This window comes from Variovorax sp. Soil_C_17 (assembly GCF_057657265.1).
This window is the reverse complement of the sequence record NZ_JBDGIT010000006.1, coordinates 293,549-314,191: the sequence shown is the minus strand read 5'-3', so window position 1 is coordinate 314,191 and position 20,643 is coordinate 293,549. Positions and strand designations below refer to the sequence as shown.

Here is a 20,643-nt window from a genome sequence, read left to right as displayed (position 1 = left end):
GCCCTCGGCCTTGCCGGCGCCGACCATCGTGTGCAGCTCGTCGATGAAGACGATGGTGCGGCCCTCGTCCTTGGCCAGCTCGTGCAGCACGGTCTTGAGCCGCTCCTCGAACTCGCCGCGGTACTTGGCGCCCGCCAGCAGCGCCGCCATGTCCAGCGACAGCACGCGCTTGCCCTTGAGCGACTCGGGCACTTCGCCGGCGACGATGCGCTGCGCCAGCCCTTCGACGATGGCGGTCTTGCCCACGCCGGGCTCGCCGATGAGCACGGGGTTGTTCTTGGTGCGGCGCTGCAGCACCTGGATGGCGCGGCGGATCTCCTCGTCACGCCCGATCACCGGGTCGAGCTTGCCCAGGCGGGCGCGCTCGGTCAGGTCGAGGGTGTATTTCTTGAGGGCCTCGCGCTGGCCTTCGGCATCGGCGCTGTTCACGCCCTGCCCGCCGCGCACGGCCTCGATGGCGGCCTCGACCGACTTGCGCGTCACGCCGTGGCTGCGCGCCAGGTTGCCGATCTCGGCCTTGCTGTCGGCCAGGGCGAGCAGGAAGAGCTCGGCGGCGATGAATTGGTCGTTGCGCTTGATGGCCTCCTTCTCGGTCGCCTGCAGCAGCTTGCCCAGCTCGGGTCCGACCTGCACCTGCTCGTGGCCCTGCACCTGGGGCAGCCTCTTGATCGCCGCCTCGGCAGCATTCAGCAGGCCCGGCACGTTGGCGCCGGCGCGCTCGAGCAGCGCACGCGGCCCATCGTCCTGGCGCAGCATGGCCACCAGCAGGTGGACCGGCTCGATGTAGGCGTTGTCATTGCCCAGCGCGAGCGACTGGGCATCGGCGAGGGCTTCCTGGAATTTGGTGGTGAGTTTGTCTTGGCGCATGAATGAAAACTCCGATTCCAGGGCATCTAGGGCCCGGCGCAGGAAATTCAAGCCGAGCAGGTGATAGCACGGCCCGGCGCCCGCGTCGCGCTCGTTCAGAATAGCCCTCCCGGAGGGTGGGCACGCGAGTTGCCCGACCTGCATCTTTCTTCATCAATGTCTGGAGTCGATCTCATGTTCTGTTCAAGGTGGATGGCTGACGCGCCGCGCACGTCGCGCCGTGTTCTTGCGCTGGGGCTGGTGGCCGCGGTGGCCGGCTTTTCGGGCCTCTCGCAGGCGCAGCAGCAAGGCGCGCCGATCAGGCTGCTGGTCGGCTTCCCGGCCGGCGCCGGCACCGATGCCATCGCCCGCACCCTGGGCGAGAAGCTCAAGGACCAGCTGGGCGCGCCGGTGGTGGTCGAGAACCGCGCCGGCGCCGGCGGCCAGATCGCCGCCCAGGCGCTCAAGGCGGCGCCGGCCGACGGCCACACGCTGCTGCTGTCGCACGACCACACCATCTCCATCCTCCCGCAGGTGGTGAAGAACCCGGGCTACAACTCGGCCAACGACTTCGTGCCCGTGGCAGGCTTCGCGACCTTCGCGAACGTGCTGGCGGTCTCCGGCGGCACGCCGGCGAAGAACCTCGACGAGTACTTGAAATGGGTGCGCACCCAGCGCGGCGGCAAGGACACCATCGGCGTGCCCGCGCCGGCCTCGATCCCCGAGTTCCTGGTGAAGATGATCGGCACCAAGTACAAGATCGACGTGCAGGCGGCGCCCTACCGCGGCAGCGCGCCCATGACGGCGGACATGCTGGGAAACCAGATCAGCGCCGGCATTGCATCCGTGCCCGACTTCATCGAGAACCACCGCGCCGGCAAGCTGCGCATCGTGGCCACCATCGGCGCCAAGCGCCAGGCGCTGCTGCCGCAGGTGCCGACCTTCACCGAGCTGGGCTTCGCCAACCTGGAGGACCTGCCCTACTACGGCGTGTTCGCGCCCGTGGGCACGCCGCAGCCGGTGATCGACCGCTTCGGCGAGGCGCTCGCCAAGGTGTTGGCCATGCCGGACGTGAAGCAGAAACTCATGACCATGGGCCTGACGGTGGCGTACGAGCCGCAAGGCCAGTTCGCGGGCCGCGTGCGCAGCTACACGCAGACTTGGGCAGGCATCATCAAGGCGAGCGGCTTCACGCCGCAGTAGGCCCGTCTAGGCGTTGCCGGCCTGGATGCCCCACCGGGCGAGGGCCGCATCGTCATCGACGCGCGCATCGACCCAGCGCGCGCCCTCGGGCGTCTGTTCCTTCTTCCAGAACGGCGCCTGGGTCTTGAGGTAATCCATCAGGAACTCGCAGGCCTGAAAGCTCTGGCCCCGGTGGGCGGAGATCACGGCCACCATCATGATCTGGTCGAGCGGCTGCAGGAGGCCCACGCGATGGATCACGCGCGCGCCGAGGATGTCGAAGCGGCGATGGGCCTCGTCGATCATGGCCTCGATGGACTTCTCGGTCATGCCCGGGTAGTGCTCGAGCTCCATCGATGCCACCGCATCGCCATCGTTGCGGTCGCGCACGGTGCCGACGAAGCTGCAGACAGCGCCCACACGCTTGTCGTCCGCGCGCAACGCGGCGACCTCCTTCGCGAGGTCGAAATCGGCTGTCTGGATAAAAACGCGCGGGCCGCTCATGGCGGGATTGTGGCACCGCGCTAGACTGCGGCGCATGCCTTCCCCCGCGCACCGCTGCTTTCTATCGCCCGCCGCGATGGTCCGCATGCGCGTGGGCGGCAAAGCCAAGAAACCCGAGCTCGTCTGACCGGAGCTTCGGTTCCGTCGTCGGATGAGCGACGGAACTGCAGGGTTCGATTTTTCAGCCTCGTTCTGTGCGCGCGTCCGACGGTGGTTCATCCATCGGTCTGGTCTCAAAGGAAATCCGCGTGCATTCCACTTCTTTCCCCACCCCTGATTTCTCGGGCCTCTGGATCCCGCTCGTCACGCCCTTTCGCGGCGATGCGGTCGACCATGCCGCGCTGGCTGCGCTCGCAGAGGGGCTCGCGCCTTCCGGCATTGCCGGCTTCGTGGTCTGCGGCTCGACCGGCGAGGCCGCGGCGCTCGATGCCGACGAGCAGTTGGCCGTGCTGGCCACCGTCGCGCGGGCCGCACCTGCCTTGCCGCGCATCATGGGCCTCTCGGGCTACCACCTGGGCAAGACTATCGCGTGGGCCCGCCAACTGAGCGAGCAGGCTCTCGCCGGGCTGCTCGTGCCGGCACCGAGCTACATCCGGCCCTCGCAGGCCGGCCTGCAGGCCTGGTTCGAAGCCATCGCGCAGGCCAGCGCGGTGCCGATCCTGGTCTACGACATTCCCTACCGCACCGGTGCCGCCATCACGCGCGAGACCCTGCTCGCGCTCGCGGCCGATCCGCGCATCCGCGGCCTGAAGGACTGCGGCGGCGACATGGCCAAGACCCGCGCCCTGATCGCCGATGGCCGGCTGCAGGTGCTGGCCGGCGAGGACGCGCAGATCTTCTCGACCATAGCTGAGGGCGGTGTCGGCGCCATCGCAGCCAGCGCGCATTTGCAGACCGCACGTTTCGCACGGCTGATCCGCCTGCTCCGCGACGGCCGGCTGGCCGAGGCACGCGCGCTGTGGCAGCCGCTGCTGCCGCTGATCGAGGCCTTGTTCGCCGAGCCGAATCCCGGACCGCTGAAGGCCGTGCTCGCGCAGCAGGGCCTGATGCAGGACGCCTTGCGTGCGCCGATGACACGCGCCGGCGATGCGCTGCGCGAGCGCCTGTCTCAGTTGCTCACCGCGCTCAACCGCCCGTGACCGGCGGGAAGAAGGCCACTTCCTGGCCTTCGCGCAACGCAGCGCCCTCGGCGCTCATGACCTGGTCCAGCGCCATGCGCACCGCCTTGCCGCGGGCCAGCGCGCTGGCGTGCGGCTCGCCGCGTGCGATCAATTCGTCGCGCAGTGCGCCGAGGTCGGCAGCGGCGGTCTCGATGGTCTCGCTGCCGGTCCCCAGCGCCTCGCGCACCGAGGCGAAATAGCGCACGGTGACTTTCATGCTCAGCAGAGAAGAGAAGAGAAGGGGATGAACTGCACCATGTCGCCGGCCTTGAAGGGCTGGCCGGCCGGTGTGTCGATCACCCCTTCGCCCCAGACCATGGAGGTCAGCACGCCCGAGCTCTGGTTGGCGAAGAGGTCCAGGCCACCCGCGGCGTTGCGGCGCGCGCGCAGGAACTCGCGGCGGCGGTCGGCGCGGGGCCAGTCGAAGTCGGCTCGCATCGCGATCGGCGCCGGCGCCACGCGAGTGGCGCCCTGCAGCGTCAGCAGGAAGGGCCGCACCAGCAGCAGGAAAGTCAGGAAGCTGGAAACCGGGTTGCCCGGCAGCCCGGTGAGGTGGGCGTTGCCGATACGACCGTAGGCAAAGGGCTTGCCCGGCTTCATCGACAGCGACCAGAGGTCGAGCCGGCCCAGCGCCTGCACCGCGGCCTTGATGTGGTCCTCCTCGCCGACCGAGACGCCGCCGGTGGTGATGATCAGGTCGCTGCGCTCGGAGGCGCCGCGCAGCGCCTCGATGGTGGCGTCGCGGCGGTCGGGGACGATGCCCAGGTCGTGCACCTCGCAGCCCAGCCGCACCAGCAGCGCCCGCATGAAGAAGCGGTTGGAGTTGTAGATCGAGCCCGGCTTCATCGCTTCGGGCGCCACCTCGCCGGGCATCACCAGTTCGTCCCCGGTGGACAGCAGCGTGACGCGCGGGCGCTTCGCGACTTGCAACCGGTCGAGGCCGACGCTGGCCGCCAATCCCAGCGCTGCGGGAGTGAGGCGCTCGCCGCGCGCGAGCACCACGTCGCCGGCCGCCACGTCTTCTCCGGCGCGACGGATCCACTGGCCGGCCGCCGGCGCGATCTCGATGCGCACGCTGCCCAGGTCGCTGTCGTCGGGCAGTGCGCTGGTGTCTTCCTGCATCACGACCGCATCGGCGCCTTCGGGAATCTGCGCGCCGGTGAAGATGCGCGCGGCGGTGCCGGCGGCCAGCGGCGCGCCCACGGTGCCGGCCGGGACGCGCTGGGCCACGCGCAGCACCGTGCCCGGCGCGGCGCAGTCGGCGCTGCGCACGGCATAGCCGTCCATCGAGCTGTTGTCGCGCGGCGGGACGGTGAGGCCCGAGCGCACGTCCTGCGCGAGCACGCGGCCGTCCGCCTCGAAGGTCGAAACGGACTCGGTGCCCATCTGCGGCGTGGCCGAAGCGAGCAAGCGCGCCAGCGCCTCGTCGAGCGGCATCAGGGGCGGGCGCTTGGAAGGGTCAGCCATGGCGATCCACCTTGTACTCGAAACGGTTCGCGTTCTGCAGCAGCCAGGTGCCAATGCCATCGACGTCGTTCAGGTCGAAGACCGGCAGCTCGGTGGCCGCGGGCAGGTGCTCTGGCGTGTCGGTGGCGATCGCGACGATGAAGCGGTCCTCGGCATAGCGCGCGGGCCGGGGCGCCTGGCCCTCGGAAGGCTCGCGCCAGACCTCGATCTTCTGAAGATCGCTGTGCTTGAAGCCTTCGATCAGCACCCAGTCGACGCCCGCATCGAGCTCGGCAATCAGCTCGTGCACGCCGAGCTGCGTCGGCCGCTCGAATTCGCGGATCAGCGCCAGGCGCTTGTCCGACGCCACCACCACCTCGAAGGCGCCTGCCTCGCGATGCCGGTAGGTGTCCTTGCCAGGATGGTCGATGTCGAACTTGTGGTGCGCATGCTTGACCACCGAGACGCGCTGGCCGTGCAGCCCGAGCACGGGGATCAGGCGCTCGACCAGCGTGGTCTTGCCGGCGCCAGAGAAGCCGGCAAAGCCGATGACTTTCATGCGCGGCTCGATGACTCAGACATCGTGGCAGTGCCGGGCGATATAGGCCTTCACGGCCTCCGCGTCGGCCGGCAGCTGGACCACGCGCCGGGGCAGCGCCTCGATGCCTTCGAAGCGCGCGGGGCGCTCGGGCGCTCGGCCCAAGGCCTCGACGATGGTCTCTGCGAATTTGATGGGCAGTGCAGTCTCGAGCACGATCATCGGCACGCCGGGCGAAAGGTGCTCGCGCGCGGCCTTGAGGCCATCGGCCGTGTGGGTGTCGATCAGGGTCGCAAAGCGCTTGTCGGTATCGCGGATGGTCGCCAGGCGATCGGCGTGCGTGCTGCGGCTGCTCGCGAAGCCGAAGCGCTTGGCGGCCTCGGCGAAGGCGGGATCGGCGCTCAGGTCGAAGCGGCCCGTCTTGCCCAGATCGCCTTCGAACAGGCTGCGCGTCTTCGCCGCGTCGCGCCCGACCAGGTCGAACACGAAGCGCTCGAAGTTGCTGGCCTTGGAGATGTCCATCGACGGACTGGAGGTTTCGTGCGTGTCGGCCGCGGAGCGCACGCGGTAGACGCCGGTGCGGAAGAACTCGTCGAGCACGTCGTTCTCGTTGGTCGCCACCACCAGCGTGCGGATCGGCAGGCCCATCGAGCGGGCCACGTGGCCGGCGCAGACGTTGCCGAAATTGCCGGAAGGGACGGTGAAGCTGACTTGCTTGTCGTTGCTGCCTTTCGTCGTCGGGCCGCCCCGAGGCGAAAGAGCCCCTTCGGCGGGCACCGAGGACGCGCCAGTGCCGAGCGTGGGGGCCCTGGTCGCCTGGAAATAGCCGGCGAAGTAGTAGACGACCTGTGCCAGCAGCCGCGCCCAATTGATCGAGTTGACGGTGCCGATCTTGTACTTGCGCTTGAAGTCCAGGTCGTTGGACACCGCCTTGACGATGTCCTGGCAATCGTCGAACACGCCGGCGATCGCGATGTTGTGGATGTTCGGGTCCTGCAGACTGAACATCTGCGCCTGCTGGAAGGGGCTCATGCGGCCCTCGGGCGAGGTCATGAAGACGCGCACGCCCTTCTTGCCGCGCATCGCGTATTCGGCTGCGCTGCCGGTGTCGCCGCTCGTGGCGCCCAGGATGTTGAGCTCCTCGCCTCGGCGTGCCAGCTCGTACTCGAACAGGTTGCCCAGGAGCTGCATCGCCATGTCCTTGAAGGCCAGCGTCGGGCCATTGGACAGGGCTTCCAGGTACACGCCGTCCTCGAGCTCGCGCAGCGGCACGATGTCGGGCGTGCCGAAGACCTCGGCGGTGTAGGTCTTCGCGCAGATTGCCTTCAGGTCGGCGGCCGGAATGTCGTCGATGTACAGCGACAGCACCTCGAAGGCGAGCTCGTCATAGGACAGGCCGCGCCACCTGGCGAGCGTGGCGGCGTCCACCTGCGGGTAGTGCTCGGGCAGGTACAGGCCGCCGTCGGGCGCCAGGCCCTCCAGCAGAATCTCGCAGAAGCGGCGGCGCTCCGGATGGCCGCGCGTGGACAGGTAGCGCATCAGGACAGCTCTTCCTTGCGGATGCGCACGATGGGCGCCAGCACGGTCGGCAGCGCCTGCAGACGCGTCAGCGCTTCGTCCAGCGTGCCTTCGCGCGTGTCGTGGGTGAGGATGATGAGGTCGGTCTGGGTCGAGCCCTCGCCACCCACCTCGTCGGCCTCGCGCTGCAGCACCGCGTCGATGCTGATGCCGGCCGTGGCCAACAGGCCCGTCACCTGGGCCAGCACGCCGGCCTCGTCGGCCACGCGCATGCGCATGTAGTAGCTGGTCACCACCTCGGACATCGGCAGCACCTGAAGGTCGCTCATCGCGTCGGGATGAAAGGCCAGGTGCGGCACGCGGTGCGCCGCATCGGCCGTGTGCAGGCGGGTGATGTCGACCAGATCGGCGATCACCGCGCTGGCGGTCGGCTCGCTGCCGGCACCCTTGCCGTAGTACAGCGTGGTGCCCACGGCATCGCCATTGACCACCACCGCGTTCATCGCGCCTTCGACGTTGGCGAGCAGGCGCTTGGCCGGCACCAGGCTCGGATGCACGCGCAGCTCGATGCCCTGGGCCTTGCGCTTGGTCACGCCCAGCAGCTTGATGCGGTAGCCCAACTGCTCGGCGTACTTGATGTCCTGCGCCGCCAGCTTGGTGATGCCCTCGACGTGCGCCTTGTCGAACTGCACCGGGATGCCGAAGGCGATGGCACTCATCAGCGTGACCTTGTGGGCGGCGTCCACGCCCTCGATGTCGAAGGTCGGATCGGCCTCGGCATAGCCCAGGCGCTGCGCCTCCTTCAGCACGGTGGCGAAGTCCAGGCCCTTGTCGCGCATCTCGGAGAGGATGAAGTTGGTGGTGCCGTTGATGATCCCGGCGATCCACTGGATGCTGTTGGCCGTGAGTCCCTCGCGCAGCGCCTTGATGATCGGGATGCCGCCGGCCACCGCGGCCTCGAAGGCCACCATCACGCCCTTCGCGTGCGCCGCCGCGAAGATCTCGGTGCCGTGCACCGCCAGCAGCGCCTTGTTGGCGGTGACCACGTGCTTGCCGGCCGCGATCGCCTCGAGCACCAGCTCGCGCGCGATGCCGTAGCCGCCGATCAGCTCGATCACGATGTCGATGTCGGGGTTGGCGATGACGGCGCGCGCGTCGTTCACCACCTGCACGCCCTCGCCCACCGCGGCCCTGGCACGCGCCAGGTCGAGGTCGGCGACCATGGTGATCTCGATGCCGCGCCCCGCGCGGCGCTTGATCTCTTCCTGGTTGCGCTGGAGCACCTTGAAAGTGCCGCTACCGACCGTGCCGATGCCGAGCAGGCCTACTTGGATGGGTTTCATTCGATTCGTCTGACTGTGGAACTGGGGAACCGGGGCGCCGCCGCTACGAATTGCGGCTGCGGTAGCGCTCGAGGAAGTCGGCGATGCGCTGGATCGCCTCGCGCAGGTCCTCCTCATGGGGCAGGAATACGATGCGGAAATGGTCGGGCGTGGACCAGTTGAAGCCGGTGCCTTGGACCAGCATCACGCGGGTCTCCTTCAGCACCTCGAGGAAGAACTGGCGATCGTCCTCGATCGGGTAGACCTTCGGGTCCAGCCGGGGGAACATGTAGAGCGCCGCGCTGGGCTTGACGCAGGTGACGCCCGGGATCGCGGTGATCAGCTCGTAGGCGAGGTCGCGCTGGTGGCGCAGGCGGCCACCCGGTTTCACCAGGTCGTTGATGCTCTGGTAGCCGCCGAGTGCGGTCTGGATCGCCCACTGACCCGGCACGTTCGGGCACAGGCGCATGTTCGAGAGCATGTTGAGGCCCTCGATGTAGTCCTGCGCCATCTTCTTGTCGCCGGAGACGATCATCCAGCCAGCGCGGTAGCCGCAGGAGCGGTAGCTCTTCGACAGCGAGTTGAAGGTCAGCGTGAGCACGTCCTTCGAGAGACTCGCGAGGGCGGTGTGCCGGACGCCGTCGTACAGCACCTTGTCGTAGACCTCGTCGGCAAGGATCACCAGGTTGTGCTCGCGTGCAATGGCCACGATGCCCTTGAGCAGTTCGTCCGAGTACAGCGCGCCCGTCGGGTTGTTGGGATTGATGACGACGATGCCCTTGGTGCGCGCCGTGATCTTGGAGCGGATATCGGCCAGGCTGGGCATCCAGCCGTTTTCTTCGTCGCACAGGTAATGCACCGGCTTGCCGCCCGACAGGCTCGCGACCGCGGTCCACAACGGGTAGTCGGGCGCGGGCAGGAGGAGCTCGTCGCCGTCGTTGAGCAGCGCGTTGGCTGCCATCGCGATCAGCTCGCTCGCGCCGTTGCCCAGGTAGATGTCGTCCAAAGTGACGCCCGCGATGCCCTGCTTCTGGGTTTCGTGCATCACCGCCTTGCGCGCCGCGAAAATGCCCTTGCTGTCCGAATACCCGGACGAGGCCGGGAGGTTGCGGATCATGTCCTGCTGGACCTCTTCCGGCGCGTCGAAGCCGAACGGGGCGAGATTGCCGATGTTCAGCTTGATGATCTTCTGGCCCTCTTCCTCCATCTGCTTCGCGGCGTCCATGATCGGACCACGGATGTCGTAGAGCACATTGGCCAGCTTGGCCGATTTCTTGAGCGGTTTCAAAGTCCCTCCAGGGGCGGGGTGCACGGGGGAAAACTTATAATTTGACCACAGTTCCCAGCCCTCCTCGATGAAGCTCCAGCCCGACAAATCCGATGCCCAGACCCTGACTGCGCATGGCCCCGGCTGGGTGGCTGTCAATAACGAACGGATCGAGAGCAGCGTGGTGGTGGGCTCGCGCGGCGAGCGTTTCGCCTGGGGCTGCAGCCGCTTTGACGAACTGGGCGCCGAGCATTTTGCGCAACTGGCCGCGCTGGGTGCCGAGCTGATCATCTTCGGCAGCGGTGCGCGCATCCGCTTTCCCCAGGCTGCATGGCTGCAACCGCTGATGACCCAGCGCACGGGCGTCGAGACCATGGACACGGGGGCCGCCTGTCGCACCTACAACATCTTGGCCGGCGAAGGCCGGCACGTGGTCGCGGCACTGCTGATCGAGAGACCGCAAGATGGGCAATGAGGGGCATTTCGAGCTAAAATACCGGGTTGCAAACCGGCGGCCCGCCCTCACGTCCTGAACCCAGGGGGCGCCCAATCTCCATCGTATCGAGCGCTCGAAGCGCGAGCCAGAAGCGAGGGTCAAAAGCCTGACTCGAACGTGGAATCAAACGGAGAAAACAAGTTTCATGGCGATCGTTGTCAACAAACCCATCCCTGAATTCGACGCCAACGCCACCGGCGGCATCAAGGTTTCGAACACCTCGCATCTCGGGCAAGTGCTGGTGATGTACTTCTACCCCAAGGACAACACGCCCGGCTGCACCACCGAAGCGATGCAATTTCGCGATCGCTACAAGGATTTCGAAAAAGCCGGCGCCACCGTGTTCGGCGTCTCGCGCGACAACATGAAGTCGCACGACGAGTTCAAGGCCAAGCTCGAGCTTCCCTTCGAACTGATTGCCGACACCGAGGAAAAGATGTGCCACATGTTCGGCGTGGTCAAGAACAAGATCATGTACGGCAAGAAGGTCAAGGGCATCGAGCGCAGCACCTTCCTGATCGGCGCGGACGGCGTGCTCAAGGCCGAATGGCGCGGCCTCAAAGTGCCGGGCCATGTCGACGAAGTCCTCAAGGCCGTCAAGGCGCTGAAGAAGTAATACGGATCTGCCTGCTCGGCAACATTCGTGAGCTTTTACCAGGACGCGTTGGCGATGCGCAACGATCACGGAACCTGTCACAACCGATGTGCATAATGGTTCCATGCCGTTGAGCTCCGCGACCGCATCCACCGAACAAAGCCGCTTGGGTCTTCAGGCGGCTTTTTCGCTTTCTGGCCCCTTCTTTCCTGCGAGCGAACCGCCCCATGCCCTTGCCCCCCGCCCCCACGAAACGCGCCGCCTTGCTTTCTCCGGAGGCGCACGACGCGCCCGCCCGCTCCCTGCACGGGAAGGGCGGCCGTCGCTCCTCCGATCGGCGCACTGAAGAGACTCGGTCCAGCGGGCCTCAGCCACTCGAGTTGTTCGACCGCCACGCCGCGGAAGGCGGCGCCGCCATCGAGGCGCCGCCCCTGCCCAGGTTGAAGGCCCCGCTGCCCGCCGAGCGCATCAGCGAGGAAAGCCGCCCCGACACCGCAACCAGGGCACTGACCAGCCCGGTCAAGGGTAAGCGCAGCAAGCCCAACGGCCCGGCCAAGCTGTTCGTGCTGGACACCAACGTGCTGCTGCACGACCCGATGTGCCTGTTCCGTTTCGAGGAGCACGACATCTTCCTCCCGATGATCGTGCTGGAGGAACTCGACGGTCACAAGAAGGGCACGACCGAAGTCGCGCGCAACGGCCGCCAGACCAGCCGCACGCTGGACGCACTCGCCGCCGCCCAGGGCGCCGACATCGGCAAGGGCCTGAAGCTGGACACCACCGGCCACCGGGAGGCCGGCGGCAAGCTGTTCTTCCAGACCGACCCGCTCGACTACTCCCTGCCGACGAGTCTGCCGCAGGGCAAGGCCGACAACCAGATCCTGGGCGTCGTCCATGCACTGCGCGACCTCTATACCAAGGACGGCCCCGGGCGTCCCAGGCAGGAGGTGGTGCTGGTGTCGAAGGACATCAACATGCGCGTCAAGGCCCGCGCCTTGGGTCTCGCAGCGGACGACTACCAAAACGACAAGACGCTGGAAGATGGCGACCTGCTCTACTCCGGTGCGCTGGCCCTGCCGGCCGATTTCTGGACCCGACAGAGCAAGCCCATCGAAAGCTGGCAGAGCGGCAGCAGCACCTTCTACCGTGTCAGCGGCCCGCTGGTGCCCAATCTCTACATCAACCAGTTCGTCTACTTCGAGGCGCCGGGGGAACCCAGCATGTACGCCCGCGTCACCGAGATCCGCGACAAGACGGCGGTCCTCAAGACGCTCAAGGACTACGGCTCGGTCAAGAATGCCGTCTGGGGGGTCAACACGCGCAATCGCGAGCAGAACTTCGCGATGAACCTGCTGATGGACCCGGAGGTGGACTTCGTTACGCTGACCGGGACCGCCGGCACCGGCAAGACGCTGATGGCGTTGGCTTCAGGCCTGACCCAGGTGCTGGACGACCGTCGCTACACCGAGATCATCATGACTCGCGCGACCGTGAGCGTGGGCGAGGACATCGGCTTCCTTCCGGGCACCGAGGAAGAGAAGATGGGACCGTGGATGGGTGCACTTGACGACAACCTCGAGTTCCTGGCCAAAGGGGACGGCGGCGGGGCCGGTGAATGGGGACGCGCAGCCACCAACGAGCTGATCCGCAGCCGCATCAAGATCAAGAGCATGAACTTCATGCGCGGCCGCACCTTCCTCAACAAGTACGTGATCATCGACGAAGCGCAGAACCTGACGCCGAAGCAGATGAAGACCTTGGTCACACGCGCCGGCCCCGGCACCAAGATCATCTGCATGGGCAACCTCGCGCAGATCGATACGCCCTACCTGACCGAAGGCTCTTCCGGCCTCACCTTCGCGGTCGACAAGTTCAAGGGCTGGCCGCACAGTGGCCATATCACGCTCGCACGCGGCGAACGTTCGCGGCTGGCTGATTTCGCGAGCGACGTACTGTAGCTGGCCCCGGCTTCGAGACCCGGGTTTGTGCTCGCCGCGCCAGGGCTGCTGACAGGACGTTGTCAGTAGCCGGCGCGCAGCATGGCATCTTGACTTCACGCAAGCGGATCGCCGACGCGCTGAGCGTTTGCGGTCTGGCGCTCGACCTCGAGCGACAAGATGAACCTGGAGAATGGACCATGCAACCTGAGCTTCAACGCCACCAAGGCCTCAACATCGCCGGCCTTACCGTACGCACCAGCAACTGCACGGAGAACGAGCCCCACTTGGCGCGCATGAGCAAGCTCTGGACGCGTTTCTTCGACGAGCGCGTCTATGCCGTGACGCCGAACCGCGTCGACGACATGCGCCTTTACGGCGTGTACTCGGCCTACGAATCCGGCGCGCATGGCGCCTTCGACTTGACGACCGGCGTCGCGGTCTCCGGCGGCCCTTCCGCGGTGAAGGTCGAAGCCGGCGACTACCTGGTCTTCAAGGGCCAGGGCGAGATGCCGCAGATGGTGCTCGCCCTGTGGGATTCGATCTGGCAGTATTTCGAGCAGCACCCCGAGATCAGCCGCAGTTATCGCAGCGATTTCGAGGCCTACAGCGGTCCCGATCAAGTCGCCATCCACATCGGCGTGATCCTGGACTGATATCGATGCCCCTTGGAAGACTTCGAGAAAAAGCTTGCTCGACCTTGATCGCTTGTCCCCATGCGCCGTGCCGACCGCCTGTTCCAGATCGTCCAACTGATTCGCGGGAGACGCCTCACGACCGCCGCCTTCCTGGCCCAGCGGCTGGAGGTGTCGGATCGCACCATCTACCGCGATGTGGCCGACCTGCAGCGGCAGGGCGTGCCGATCGAGGGCGAAGCCGGCGTCGGATATCGCCTGGGCGCGGGCTTCGACCTCCCGCCGCTCATGTTCACGCAGGATGAGGCCGCAGCGCTGGTGGCGTCGGCGCGGCTGGCCCAGAGCTGGGTCGATCCGGCCATGGCAAAGGACATCCAGACCGCGCTCGGCAAGATCCTGTCGGTGCTCCCGCCGGCTGCGCGCGTGTCGGCGGAGAGCCTGGCGCTGTTCGCGCCTTCGATCGCGCTCGACGATGGGACGCGGCAGCGCCTGCAGACGCTGCGCGAAGCTGTCCAGTCGCGCAACAAGCTGCGCATGGACTATCACGACGTCAGCGGCGCGCCGAGCCAGCGCGTGGTGCGACCGCTGGGCTGCTTCTATTGGGGCCGCGTCTGGACCTTCTCGGCATGGTGCGAGCTGCGGGAGGACTTTCGCGGTTTCCGCATCGACCGCATCGATCGCGTCGAGGTCCTGCCGGAGCGCTTTCGCGACGAGCCCGGCAAGACGCTGGCCGAGATGCTGCGCCGGCTGCAGGGCGATCCGGGAGAACCCCAGCCGTCCCGGCTGCAGTAGCCTTCAGAAATCGTCGCTGCCGCCGGCGAGGTTCTCGAACTTGGTGAGCGGCTTCAGGAAGGCCAGCTTGACGGTGCCCGTCGGACCGTTGCGGTGCTTGCTGATGATCACCTCCGCAACGCCAGGCTCCTTGCTGTCCTTGTTGTAGTAGTCGTCGCGGTAGATGAACATGATGAGGTCGGCATCCTGTTCGATGGCGCCGGACTCGCGCAAGTCACTCATCATCGGGCGCTTGTCGGTGCGGCTTTCCACGCCGCGGCTGAGCTGCGACAAGGCGATCACCGGGCACTTGAGCTCCTTGGCCAGCATCTTGAGGCCGCGCGAGATCTCGCCCACCGCCGTGGCACGGTTTTCATCGTTCATGCTGCTGGAGACGCTCATCAGCTGAAGGTAGTCCACCACGATCAGCCCGAGCCGGCCGTATTGGCGCGCGAGGCGGCGCGAGTTCGCACGCAACTCGCTGGTGGTCAGCCCCGGCGTCTCATCGATGTGCAAGGACACATTGCGCAGCTTCTCGATGGCTTCCGTAAGGCGCGGCCATTCCTCGTCGCTGAGCTTGCCGGTGCGCAGGTGGCCCTGGTCGATGCGGCCGATCGAGCCGACGATACGCACCGCCAGCTGAGACGCGCCCATTTCCATCGAGAACACCGCCACCGGCAGCCCTTCGTTGAGCGCCACATGCTCGGCAATGTTGATCGCCAGCGAAGTCTTGCCCATGGAGGGGCGCGCGGCCAGCACGATCATGTCGCCCGGCTGCAGGCCCGAGGTCATCTTGTCGAACTCGTAGAAGCCGGTGCGCACGCCCGTGATGTCGTTCGGGTTCTCCGCCATCTCGCTCACGCGGTCGAGCAGCTCGACCACCAGGGACTCCATGCTCTGGAAGCCCTGCTTCATGCGCGAGCCTTCCTCGCCGATGTTGAAGATCTTCTGTTCGGCTTCGTCGAGGATCTTGTCGACCGACTTGCCCTGCGTGTTGAAGGCGTTGGTTGCGATCTCGTCGCTCGCGCTGACCAGCTTCCGCAGAATCGAGCGCTCGCGCACGATCTCGGCGTAGCGGCGGATGTTGCTGGCGCTCGGCACGTACTGCGCCAGCGAGTTCAGGTAGCTCAGGCCGCCGACCTCCTCGGCCTTGCCCAAGTTCTGCAACTGCTCGAAGACGGTGATCACGTCGGCCGGCTTGCTGGCATTGATCAGCGCGCCGATCGCAGCGTAGATCAGCTTGTGCTCGTGGCGATAGAAATCGCTGTCCACCAGCAGATCGCCCATCCGGTCCCAGGCCCCGTTGTCGAGCAGCAGGCCGCCGAGCACGCTCGACTCGGCCTCGATCGAATGGGGCGGGATGCGCAACTGCGCGATTTGACGGTCGGCCGACGGGTCGTTGTCGGCGTAGGAGAAGACGGCGGACATGAACTTCCTTGCAGCCGCACATGCTAAGGCGCATGACGGGCCACGTCATTTGATAACGCTGTGGATAAGCGGTGACTTATCGGTGCAGCACGCGGGACAACTGCGCCTGAAAAAAGCAAGGGCCGCCCGAAGGCGGCCCCACAAGGACAAGATCGCAAGCGACCTTGTTTTCTCCTTGGCCGAAGGCGTTAAGCGCTTTCGCCGTAGACGGTGACGGTGATCTCGACCACGACGTCGGTGTGCAGAGCGACGCTGACCGTGCTGTCGCCGACGGTCTTGATCGGCCCGCTGGGCATGCGCACCTGCGACTTCGCGATCTTGTAGCCCTGCTTGTTGAGCTCGTCCGCGATGTCGTGGTTGGTGACCGAGCCGAACAGGCGGCCGTCGACGCCGGCCTTCTGCGTGAGCTTGATGGCGGTACCGCCGAGCTTCGCGCCCTGGGCTTCCGCCTCGGCCTTCTTGCCGGCAGCGGCCTTTTCGAGTTCGACACGCTTGGCTTCGAACTCGGCCTTGTTGGCTTCGGTGGCGCGGCGGGCGAGACCCGTGGGAATCAGGAAGTTGCGGGCGTAGCCGTCCTTGACCTTGACGATATCGCCGAGGACACCGACGTTGAGGACCTTTTCCAGAAGAATGACTTGCATGGTGTCCGGCTCCTTAAACGCGGTGCTGATCGCTGTACGGCACCATTGCGAGGAAGCGGGCACGCTTGATCGCGGTGTTGAGCTGGCGCTGGTAGATCGCGCGCGTGCCGGTGAGGCGGGCGGGGATGATCTTGCCGTTTTCGCTGATGAAATCGCGCAGGGTGTCGATGTCCTTGTAGTCGATCTCCTCGACACCGGCGACGGTGAAGCGGCAGAAGCGCTTGCGCTTGAACAGCAGCGACTGGGTGTTGCGCTTGGGACGCTTGTCCTTGTTGAATTTCTTGAACGTGGCCATTGTGGGACCTCTCGAAAATTAATCTTGCTGAAAATCCTGGATGTGCAGCACTGGATGCTTGCCATTGCGCGGTGTGGCCAGAAAGCCCTGGAAACGCCAGAGACTTCCCAATGCCTGCCTCGCGAGACGCTCGGCCACTGCGCCGAACGCGACGGCCTTGAGGGCCGCCTTGACCTGCCGGGGCTGGGCTGCTTCTGTCACCGTAGACTCGTGTTCGAGCCGCAGATCGATGGCAGGAAGGCCGGCAGGCGTGAAACGCAAGGCACCGAGCTCGGCAACGCAGGCAGTCAGCACCAGCTGATTGACTGCGGCAGCGCTCACGCCATCATCAGTTGTTGTTGGCGGCGTACTCGGCCTGCTGAGCCTTGCGTGCCTCTTCGCGCTCCACCGTCTTCATCATCGACGAAGGGCCGGTCTCGGCCTTCTTCTTGACCACGGTGAGGTGGCGCAGGACGGCGTCGTTGAACTTGAAGGCATGCTCGAGTTCGGCCATCACAGCCTGCTCGGCCTCGATGTTCACGCACAGGTAGTGCGCCTTGTTGAGCTTGTTGATCTGGTAGGCCAGCTGGCGACGGCCCCAGTCTTCGACACGATGGACCTTGCCGCCGCCGGCGGTGATCATGCCCTTGTAGCGCTCCAGCATGGCCGGAACTTGCTCGCTTTGATCCGGATGGATCAGCAGAATGATTTCATAGTGACGCATGGCACTCCTTGTGGATCTTCCGTGGAAGGGATTAAGCCACCCGCAGCGTCAGTCGCAGTGTGGCAAGGCAAAGCCGGCTATTGTAGCAGGCGATCGCCGCTCTGGAGTGCTCCGTCGGTCCGTCCTGCTCAGATGCCCAGCGCGCGATCCAGCGCCACCGCCTTGTCATCGCCGACGGCGGCGCGGATCTTGGGGGCCAGGGACAGCAATTCCTCATACGTCGAGGTGCCTTCGACCGACAGGTTCAGCCTGAACCCGCGCAGACCGAGGCTGCCGGTGAGCTGTGTAGCGATCGGATACGCGTCCTTGTAACGCTGCTGAGCCGAGGGCAATCCCATCGCGGGCATTGCGGAAGCCTCCTGCTGGAGCGTCGCGGCAACCGGGCGTTCAGACGGCCGGGCGGGCGATGGCTTGGATGCGGCCGGCATCGCCACAGTCCCGGCGTTGGCAGCTTCGGCCATCGCGCCTACCTGCCCCAGCAATCCGAGCTCGACCATCTGATCGATTTCGTCGCGCCCGATGCCCATGCCGGCTTCGAGCACCTCGCTCACCGAGCGCTTGCCGTCGAACAGGATGAAAGCCGAGCGCTGGCGCGGCGTGAGGCGGACCGAGCGGTCCTTGAACACCTGCTGGCCGGCTTCTGTCTTGACAAGAATCATGGGCATCCTCAATGCGAAACCCCGAGGCTCTCGGACTCTTGGCGGTCTCGTGTTTTGAGCGAACCGGGCGGCTCCCTCCCCATGGGCGCCGAGTTTGACATCAAAGATGCATCCGCATGTAACTTGTCCAAGCTGACAGGGAAATTACAGACAGAAGTTGTGACGAAAGTGGTAATGCGACGGAGCAAACCGGCCCCGTCGCGCCCTCTTCAGGCCTTTCAGCGCTGCGCCAGTTGCTGCCAGGTGTCGATCACGCTGTCGGGGTTGAGCGAGATCGACTCGATGCCCTGCTCGGCCAGCCACGCCGCGAAATCGGGATGGTCGCTGGGCCCTTGGCCACAAATGCCGACGTACTTCCCCTTCTCCTTGCAGGCCTTGATCACGCGCGCCAACAGGGCCTTGACGGCGGGATCGCGCTCGTCGAAGTCGGCCGCCAGCAGCTCGAGCCCGGAATCCCGGTCCAGCCCCAGCGTGAGCTGTGTCAGGTCGTTCGAGCCGATCGAGAAGCCATCGAAGAACTCCAGGAACTCCTCCGGCAGGACGGCGTTGCTGGGCACCTCGCACATCATGATCAGCTTGAGCTCGTTTTCGCCACGCTTGAGGCCGTGCTCGCCGAGCAGTCCGGTGACGCGGGCCGCCTGCCCCAGGGTGCGAACGAAGGGCACCATGATCTGCACGTTGGTCAGGCCCATCTCGCCGCGCACTCGCTTGAGCGCCTCGCACTCCATGGCAAAGGCTTCGCCGAAATCCGCGCTGAGGTAGCGCGCCGCGCCGCGGAAGCCGAGCATCGGGTTCTCCTCCTCCGGCTCGTAGCGGCTGCCGCCGATCAGCTTGCGGTATTCGTTGGACTTGAAGTCCGACAGCCGCACGATCACCGGCTTGGGCCAGAAGGCCGCACCGATGGTGGCGATGCCTTCAGCCACCTTGTCCACATAGAAGGCACGCGGCGACGCATGGCCGCGGGCGACCGATTCGACGGCCTTTTTGAGGTCGGCATCGACGTTCGGGTAGTCGAGGATCGCCTTGGGGTGCACGCCGATGTTGTTGTTGATGATGAACTCGAGCCGCGCCAGGCCTACGCCGTGATTCGGCAGTTGGGCGAAGTCGAAGGCCAGCTGCGGGTTGCCCACGTTCATCATGAGCTTGATGTCGATCTCCGGCATTTCGCCGCGCTGAACCTCCGTCACCTCGGTCTCGAGCAAGCCGTCGTAGATGAAGCCGGTGTCGCCCTCGGCGCAGCTCACCGTCACCAGCGTGCCGTCCTTCAGCAGATCGGTGGCGTCGCCGCAGCCGACGACCGCCGGAATCCCGAGCTCACGCGCGATGATGGCTGCGTGACAGGTCCGCCCGCCGCGGTTGGTGACGATGGCGGCAGCGCGCTTCATCACGGGCTCCCAATTCGGGTCGGTCATGTCGGTCACCAGCACGTCGCCGGCCTGGACCTTGTCCATCTCGCTGATGCTGTGGACCAGGCGCACCGGGCCGGTGCCGATCTTCTGGCCGATTGCGCGGCCTTCGGCCAGCACGGCGCCCTTGGCCAGCAGCTTGTAGCGCTGCTCGGCTTTGCCCTGCTGCTGGCTCTTCACGGTTTCCGGGCGGGCCTGCAGGATGTAAAGCTGGCCATCGGTGCCATCCTTGCCCCACTCGATGTCCATCGGCCGGCCGTAGTGCTCCTCGATCACCAGCGCGTATTTGGACAGTTGCTCCACCTCGGCATCGGTGAGCGAATAGCGGTTGCGCTGCTCGGTCGGGACGTCGGTGGTCTTCACCAGCTTGCCGGTAGCGGCCTTCTCAGCGGCGCTGGCGAATTCCATCTGGATCAACTTGGAGCCGAGGTTGCGGCGGATTACCGCGCGCTTGCCGGCCTTGAGCATGGGCTTGTGCACGTAAAACTCGTCCGGGTTGACCGCGCCCTGCACCACCGTTTCACCCAAGCCGTAGCTGGAGGTGATGAAGACCACCTGGTCGAAGCCGGACTCGGTGTCGATGGTGAACATCACGCCCGCCGCGCCCAGGTCGCTGCGCACCATGCGCTGCACGCCGGCCGACAGCGCCACGACGTCGTGGGCAAAACCCTTGTGCACGCGGTAGCTGATGGCGCGATCGTTATAGAGGGAGGCGAACACCTCCTTCATTTTGTGGAGCACGTCGTCGATGCCCACCACGTTGAGGAAGGTCTCCTGCTGACCGGCGAAAGACGCATCAGGCAGGTCTTCCGCCGTCGCCGACGAGCGCACGGCGAACGAGGCTTCGGGATTGCCCGCGCTGAGCTTGGCGAATGCATCCTTGATCGCCTGCTCGAGATCGGCCGGGAAGGGCTGGGCCTCGACCATGGCCCGGATCTCGGCCCCTGCCGCAGCCAGCGCGCGGACGTCTTCGGTATTCAGGCTCTTGAGTTTTGCGCTGATGCGATCGGCCAGGCCATCGTGGGCCAGGAACTGCCGAAACGCATGGGCAGTCGTCGCGAAGCCGGTGGGCACGCGCACCCCTTGCGGCAGTTGGGAAATCATCTCGCCGAGGCTGGCGTTCTTGCCGCCGACCGACTCGACGTCGGTCATCCTCAGGTTTTCAAACGGTACGACCAGGGCGGTCGCTTCGAAGAGTGCAGACATGGGAAAGCTCCAGAAGTTGAAACCGGGGCGACATGCAGACGGCGCGGCGCGATCGTTCTGATTGCTCTGGGCGCAAAGCCGGTGTGCA

Annotated in this window: 22 protein-coding genes; 7 read left to right on the top strand and 15 right to left on the bottom strand. The window is 66.0% G+C overall.

All coding sequences use genetic code 11. The features are described from left to right. Positions 1 to 867: Clp protease N-terminal domain-containing protein (locus AC3A6Y_RS26355; protein WP_487871175.1), on the bottom strand; the 867-nt coding region annotated here is incomplete at its 3' end. Positions 868 to 1,059: 192 nt separating this feature from the next. Between AC3A6Y_RS26355 and AC3A6Y_RS26350 the strand changes: the two genes are divergently transcribed. Further along, positions 1,060 to 2,049: a Bug family tripartite tricarboxylate transporter substrate binding protein gene (locus tag AC3A6Y_RS26350; protein WP_487871174.1), complete on the top strand. Its 990-nt coding sequence runs from the start codon at positions 1,060 to 1,062 to the stop codon at positions 2,047 to 2,049. A 6-nt stretch (positions 2,050 to 2,055) separates the two neighbouring features. Here the strand turns inward: AC3A6Y_RS26350 and AC3A6Y_RS26345 are convergent, their stop codons facing one another. Further along, complete coding sequence (locus AC3A6Y_RS26345) at positions 2,056 to 2,532, bottom strand: molybdenum cofactor biosynthesis protein MoaE (protein WP_106556756.1); 477 nt, start codon at positions 2,530 to 2,532, stop codon at positions 2,056 to 2,058. Between the two features lie 248 nt (positions 2,533 to 2,780). Here AC3A6Y_RS26345 and dapA point away from each other — a divergent pair, with 248 nt between their 5' ends. Then, complete coding sequence (gene dapA / locus AC3A6Y_RS26340; protein WP_487871173.1) at positions 2,781 to 3,671, top strand: 4-hydroxy-tetrahydrodipicolinate synthase; 891 nt, start codon at positions 2,781 to 2,783, stop codon at positions 3,669 to 3,671. Here the strand turns inward: dapA and moaD are convergent. The 6 genes from moaD to AC3A6Y_RS26310 are packed head-to-tail and all read right to left on the bottom strand — an operon-like array spanning position 3,658 to position 9,804. Beyond that, on the bottom strand, positions 3,658 to 3,909 hold the full coding sequence (gene moaD / locus AC3A6Y_RS26335; RefSeq protein WP_487842068.1) for a molybdopterin converting factor subunit 1: 252 nt from the start codon (positions 3,907 to 3,909) through the stop codon (positions 3,658 to 3,660). The two genes, dapA and moaD, sit on opposite strands and share 14 nt — an antisense overlap. A 2-nt stretch (positions 3,910 to 3,911) precedes the next feature. Beyond that, positions 3,912 to 5,159, bottom strand: a complete 1,248-nt coding sequence (locus AC3A6Y_RS26330; RefSeq protein ID WP_487871172.1) for a molybdopterin molybdotransferase MoeA — start codon at positions 5,157 to 5,159, stop codon at positions 3,912 to 3,914. Beyond that, positions 5,152 to 5,697 (bottom strand): molybdopterin-guanine dinucleotide biosynthesis protein B, encoded by a 546-nt coding sequence (gene mobB / locus AC3A6Y_RS26325; RefSeq protein ID WP_487871171.1) that lies wholly within the window; start codon positions 5,695 to 5,697, stop codon positions 5,152 to 5,154. Before mobB ends, AC3A6Y_RS26330 begins: the two co-directional genes overlap by 8 nt. 15 nt (positions 5,698 to 5,712) lie before the next feature. Continuing rightward, positions 5,713 to 7,215 (bottom strand): threonine synthase, encoded by a 1,503-nt coding sequence (locus AC3A6Y_RS26320; RefSeq protein WP_487871170.1) that lies wholly within the window; start codon positions 7,213 to 7,215, stop codon positions 5,713 to 5,715. After that, positions 7,215 to 8,537: a homoserine dehydrogenase gene (locus tag AC3A6Y_RS26315; RefSeq protein WP_487871169.1), complete on the bottom strand. Its 1,323-nt coding sequence runs from the start codon at positions 8,535 to 8,537 to the stop codon at positions 7,215 to 7,217. Before AC3A6Y_RS26315 ends, AC3A6Y_RS26320 begins: the two co-directional genes overlap by 1 nt. 43 nt (positions 8,538 to 8,580) lie before the next feature. Further along, positions 8,581 to 9,804: a pyridoxal phosphate-dependent aminotransferase gene (locus AC3A6Y_RS26310; RefSeq protein ID WP_487871168.1), complete on the bottom strand. Its 1,224-nt coding sequence runs from the start codon at positions 9,802 to 9,804 to the stop codon at positions 8,581 to 8,583. Between the two features lie 67 nt (positions 9,805 to 9,871). On the opposite strand from AC3A6Y_RS26310, the gene AC3A6Y_RS26305 reads away from it, so the two are divergent. The 5 genes from AC3A6Y_RS26305 (at position 9,872) to AC3A6Y_RS26285 (ending at position 14,238) form a co-directional block, all read left to right on the top strand. After that, positions 9,872 to 10,258 (top strand): Mth938-like domain-containing protein, encoded by a 387-nt coding sequence (locus AC3A6Y_RS26305; RefSeq protein ID WP_487871167.1) that lies wholly within the window; start codon positions 9,872 to 9,874, stop codon positions 10,256 to 10,258. A gap of 166 nt (positions 10,259 to 10,424) precedes the next feature. After that, on the top strand, positions 10,425 to 10,895 hold the full coding sequence (locus AC3A6Y_RS26300; RefSeq protein WP_309904853.1) for a peroxiredoxin: 471 nt from the start codon (positions 10,425 to 10,427) through the stop codon (positions 10,893 to 10,895). A gap of 206 nt (positions 10,896 to 11,101) precedes the next feature. Further along, positions 11,102 to 12,832 carry a PhoH family protein gene (locus tag AC3A6Y_RS26295; protein ID WP_487871166.1) on the top strand — a complete coding sequence of 577 codons (1,731 nt, stop codon included), beginning with the start codon at positions 11,102 to 11,104 and terminating at the stop codon, positions 12,830 to 12,832. Between the two features lie 179 nt (positions 12,833 to 13,011). Next, positions 13,012 to 13,467, top strand: coding sequence for a GyrI-like domain-containing protein (locus tag AC3A6Y_RS26290; RefSeq protein WP_487871165.1), 456 nt, complete (start codon positions 13,012 to 13,014; stop codon positions 13,465 to 13,467). A 60-nt stretch (positions 13,468 to 13,527) separates the two neighbouring features. Next, complete coding sequence (locus AC3A6Y_RS26285) at positions 13,528 to 14,238, top strand: helix-turn-helix transcriptional regulator (RefSeq protein WP_487871164.1); 711 nt, start codon at positions 13,528 to 13,530, stop codon at positions 14,236 to 14,238. Between the two features lie 3 nt (positions 14,239 to 14,241). Here the strand turns inward: AC3A6Y_RS26285 and dnaB are convergent, their stop codons facing one another. The 7 genes from dnaB to ppsA form a co-directional block, all read right to left on the bottom strand. Further along, on the bottom strand, positions 14,242 to 15,645 hold the full coding sequence (dnaB, locus tag AC3A6Y_RS26280; protein WP_309971751.1) for a replicative DNA helicase: 1,404 nt from the start codon (positions 15,643 to 15,645) through the stop codon (positions 14,242 to 14,244). A 188-nt stretch (positions 15,646 to 15,833) separates the two neighbouring features. Further along, positions 15,834 to 16,286 (bottom strand): 50S ribosomal protein L9, encoded by a 453-nt coding sequence (gene rplI / locus AC3A6Y_RS26275; RefSeq protein WP_487871163.1) that lies wholly within the window; start codon positions 16,284 to 16,286, stop codon positions 15,834 to 15,836. A gap of 13 nt (positions 16,287 to 16,299) precedes the next feature. Next, positions 16,300 to 16,581 carry a 30S ribosomal protein S18 gene (gene rpsR, locus AC3A6Y_RS26270; protein WP_007830781.1) on the bottom strand — a complete coding sequence of 94 codons (282 nt, stop codon included), beginning with the start codon at positions 16,579 to 16,581 and terminating at the stop codon, positions 16,300 to 16,302. A gap of 18 nt (positions 16,582 to 16,599) precedes the next feature. Beyond that, a complete protein-coding gene (gene priB, locus AC3A6Y_RS26265; protein ID WP_487871162.1) occupies positions 16,600 to 16,902 on the bottom strand; it encodes a primosomal replication protein N in 303 nt (100 codons plus the stop codon). 7 nt (positions 16,903 to 16,909) lie between these two features. Beyond that, the gene (gene rpsF / locus AC3A6Y_RS26260) at positions 16,910 to 17,284 is read right to left on the bottom strand and encodes a 30S ribosomal protein S6 (RefSeq protein ID WP_068683060.1); all 375 of its coding nucleotides are present in this window, start codon (positions 17,282 to 17,284) and stop codon (positions 16,910 to 16,912) included. A 128-nt stretch (positions 17,285 to 17,412) separates the two neighbouring features. After that, positions 17,413 to 17,943: a hypothetical protein gene (locus AC3A6Y_RS26255; RefSeq protein ID WP_487871161.1), complete on the bottom strand. Its 531-nt coding sequence runs from the start codon at positions 17,941 to 17,943 to the stop codon at positions 17,413 to 17,415. A 218-nt stretch (positions 17,944 to 18,161) separates the two neighbouring features. Continuing rightward, on the bottom strand, positions 18,162 to 20,555 hold the full coding sequence (ppsA, locus tag AC3A6Y_RS26250) for a phosphoenolpyruvate synthase (RefSeq protein ID WP_487871160.1): 2,394 nt from the start codon (positions 20,553 to 20,555) through the stop codon (positions 18,162 to 18,164). Positions 20,556 to 20,643 lie beyond the last annotated feature (88 nt).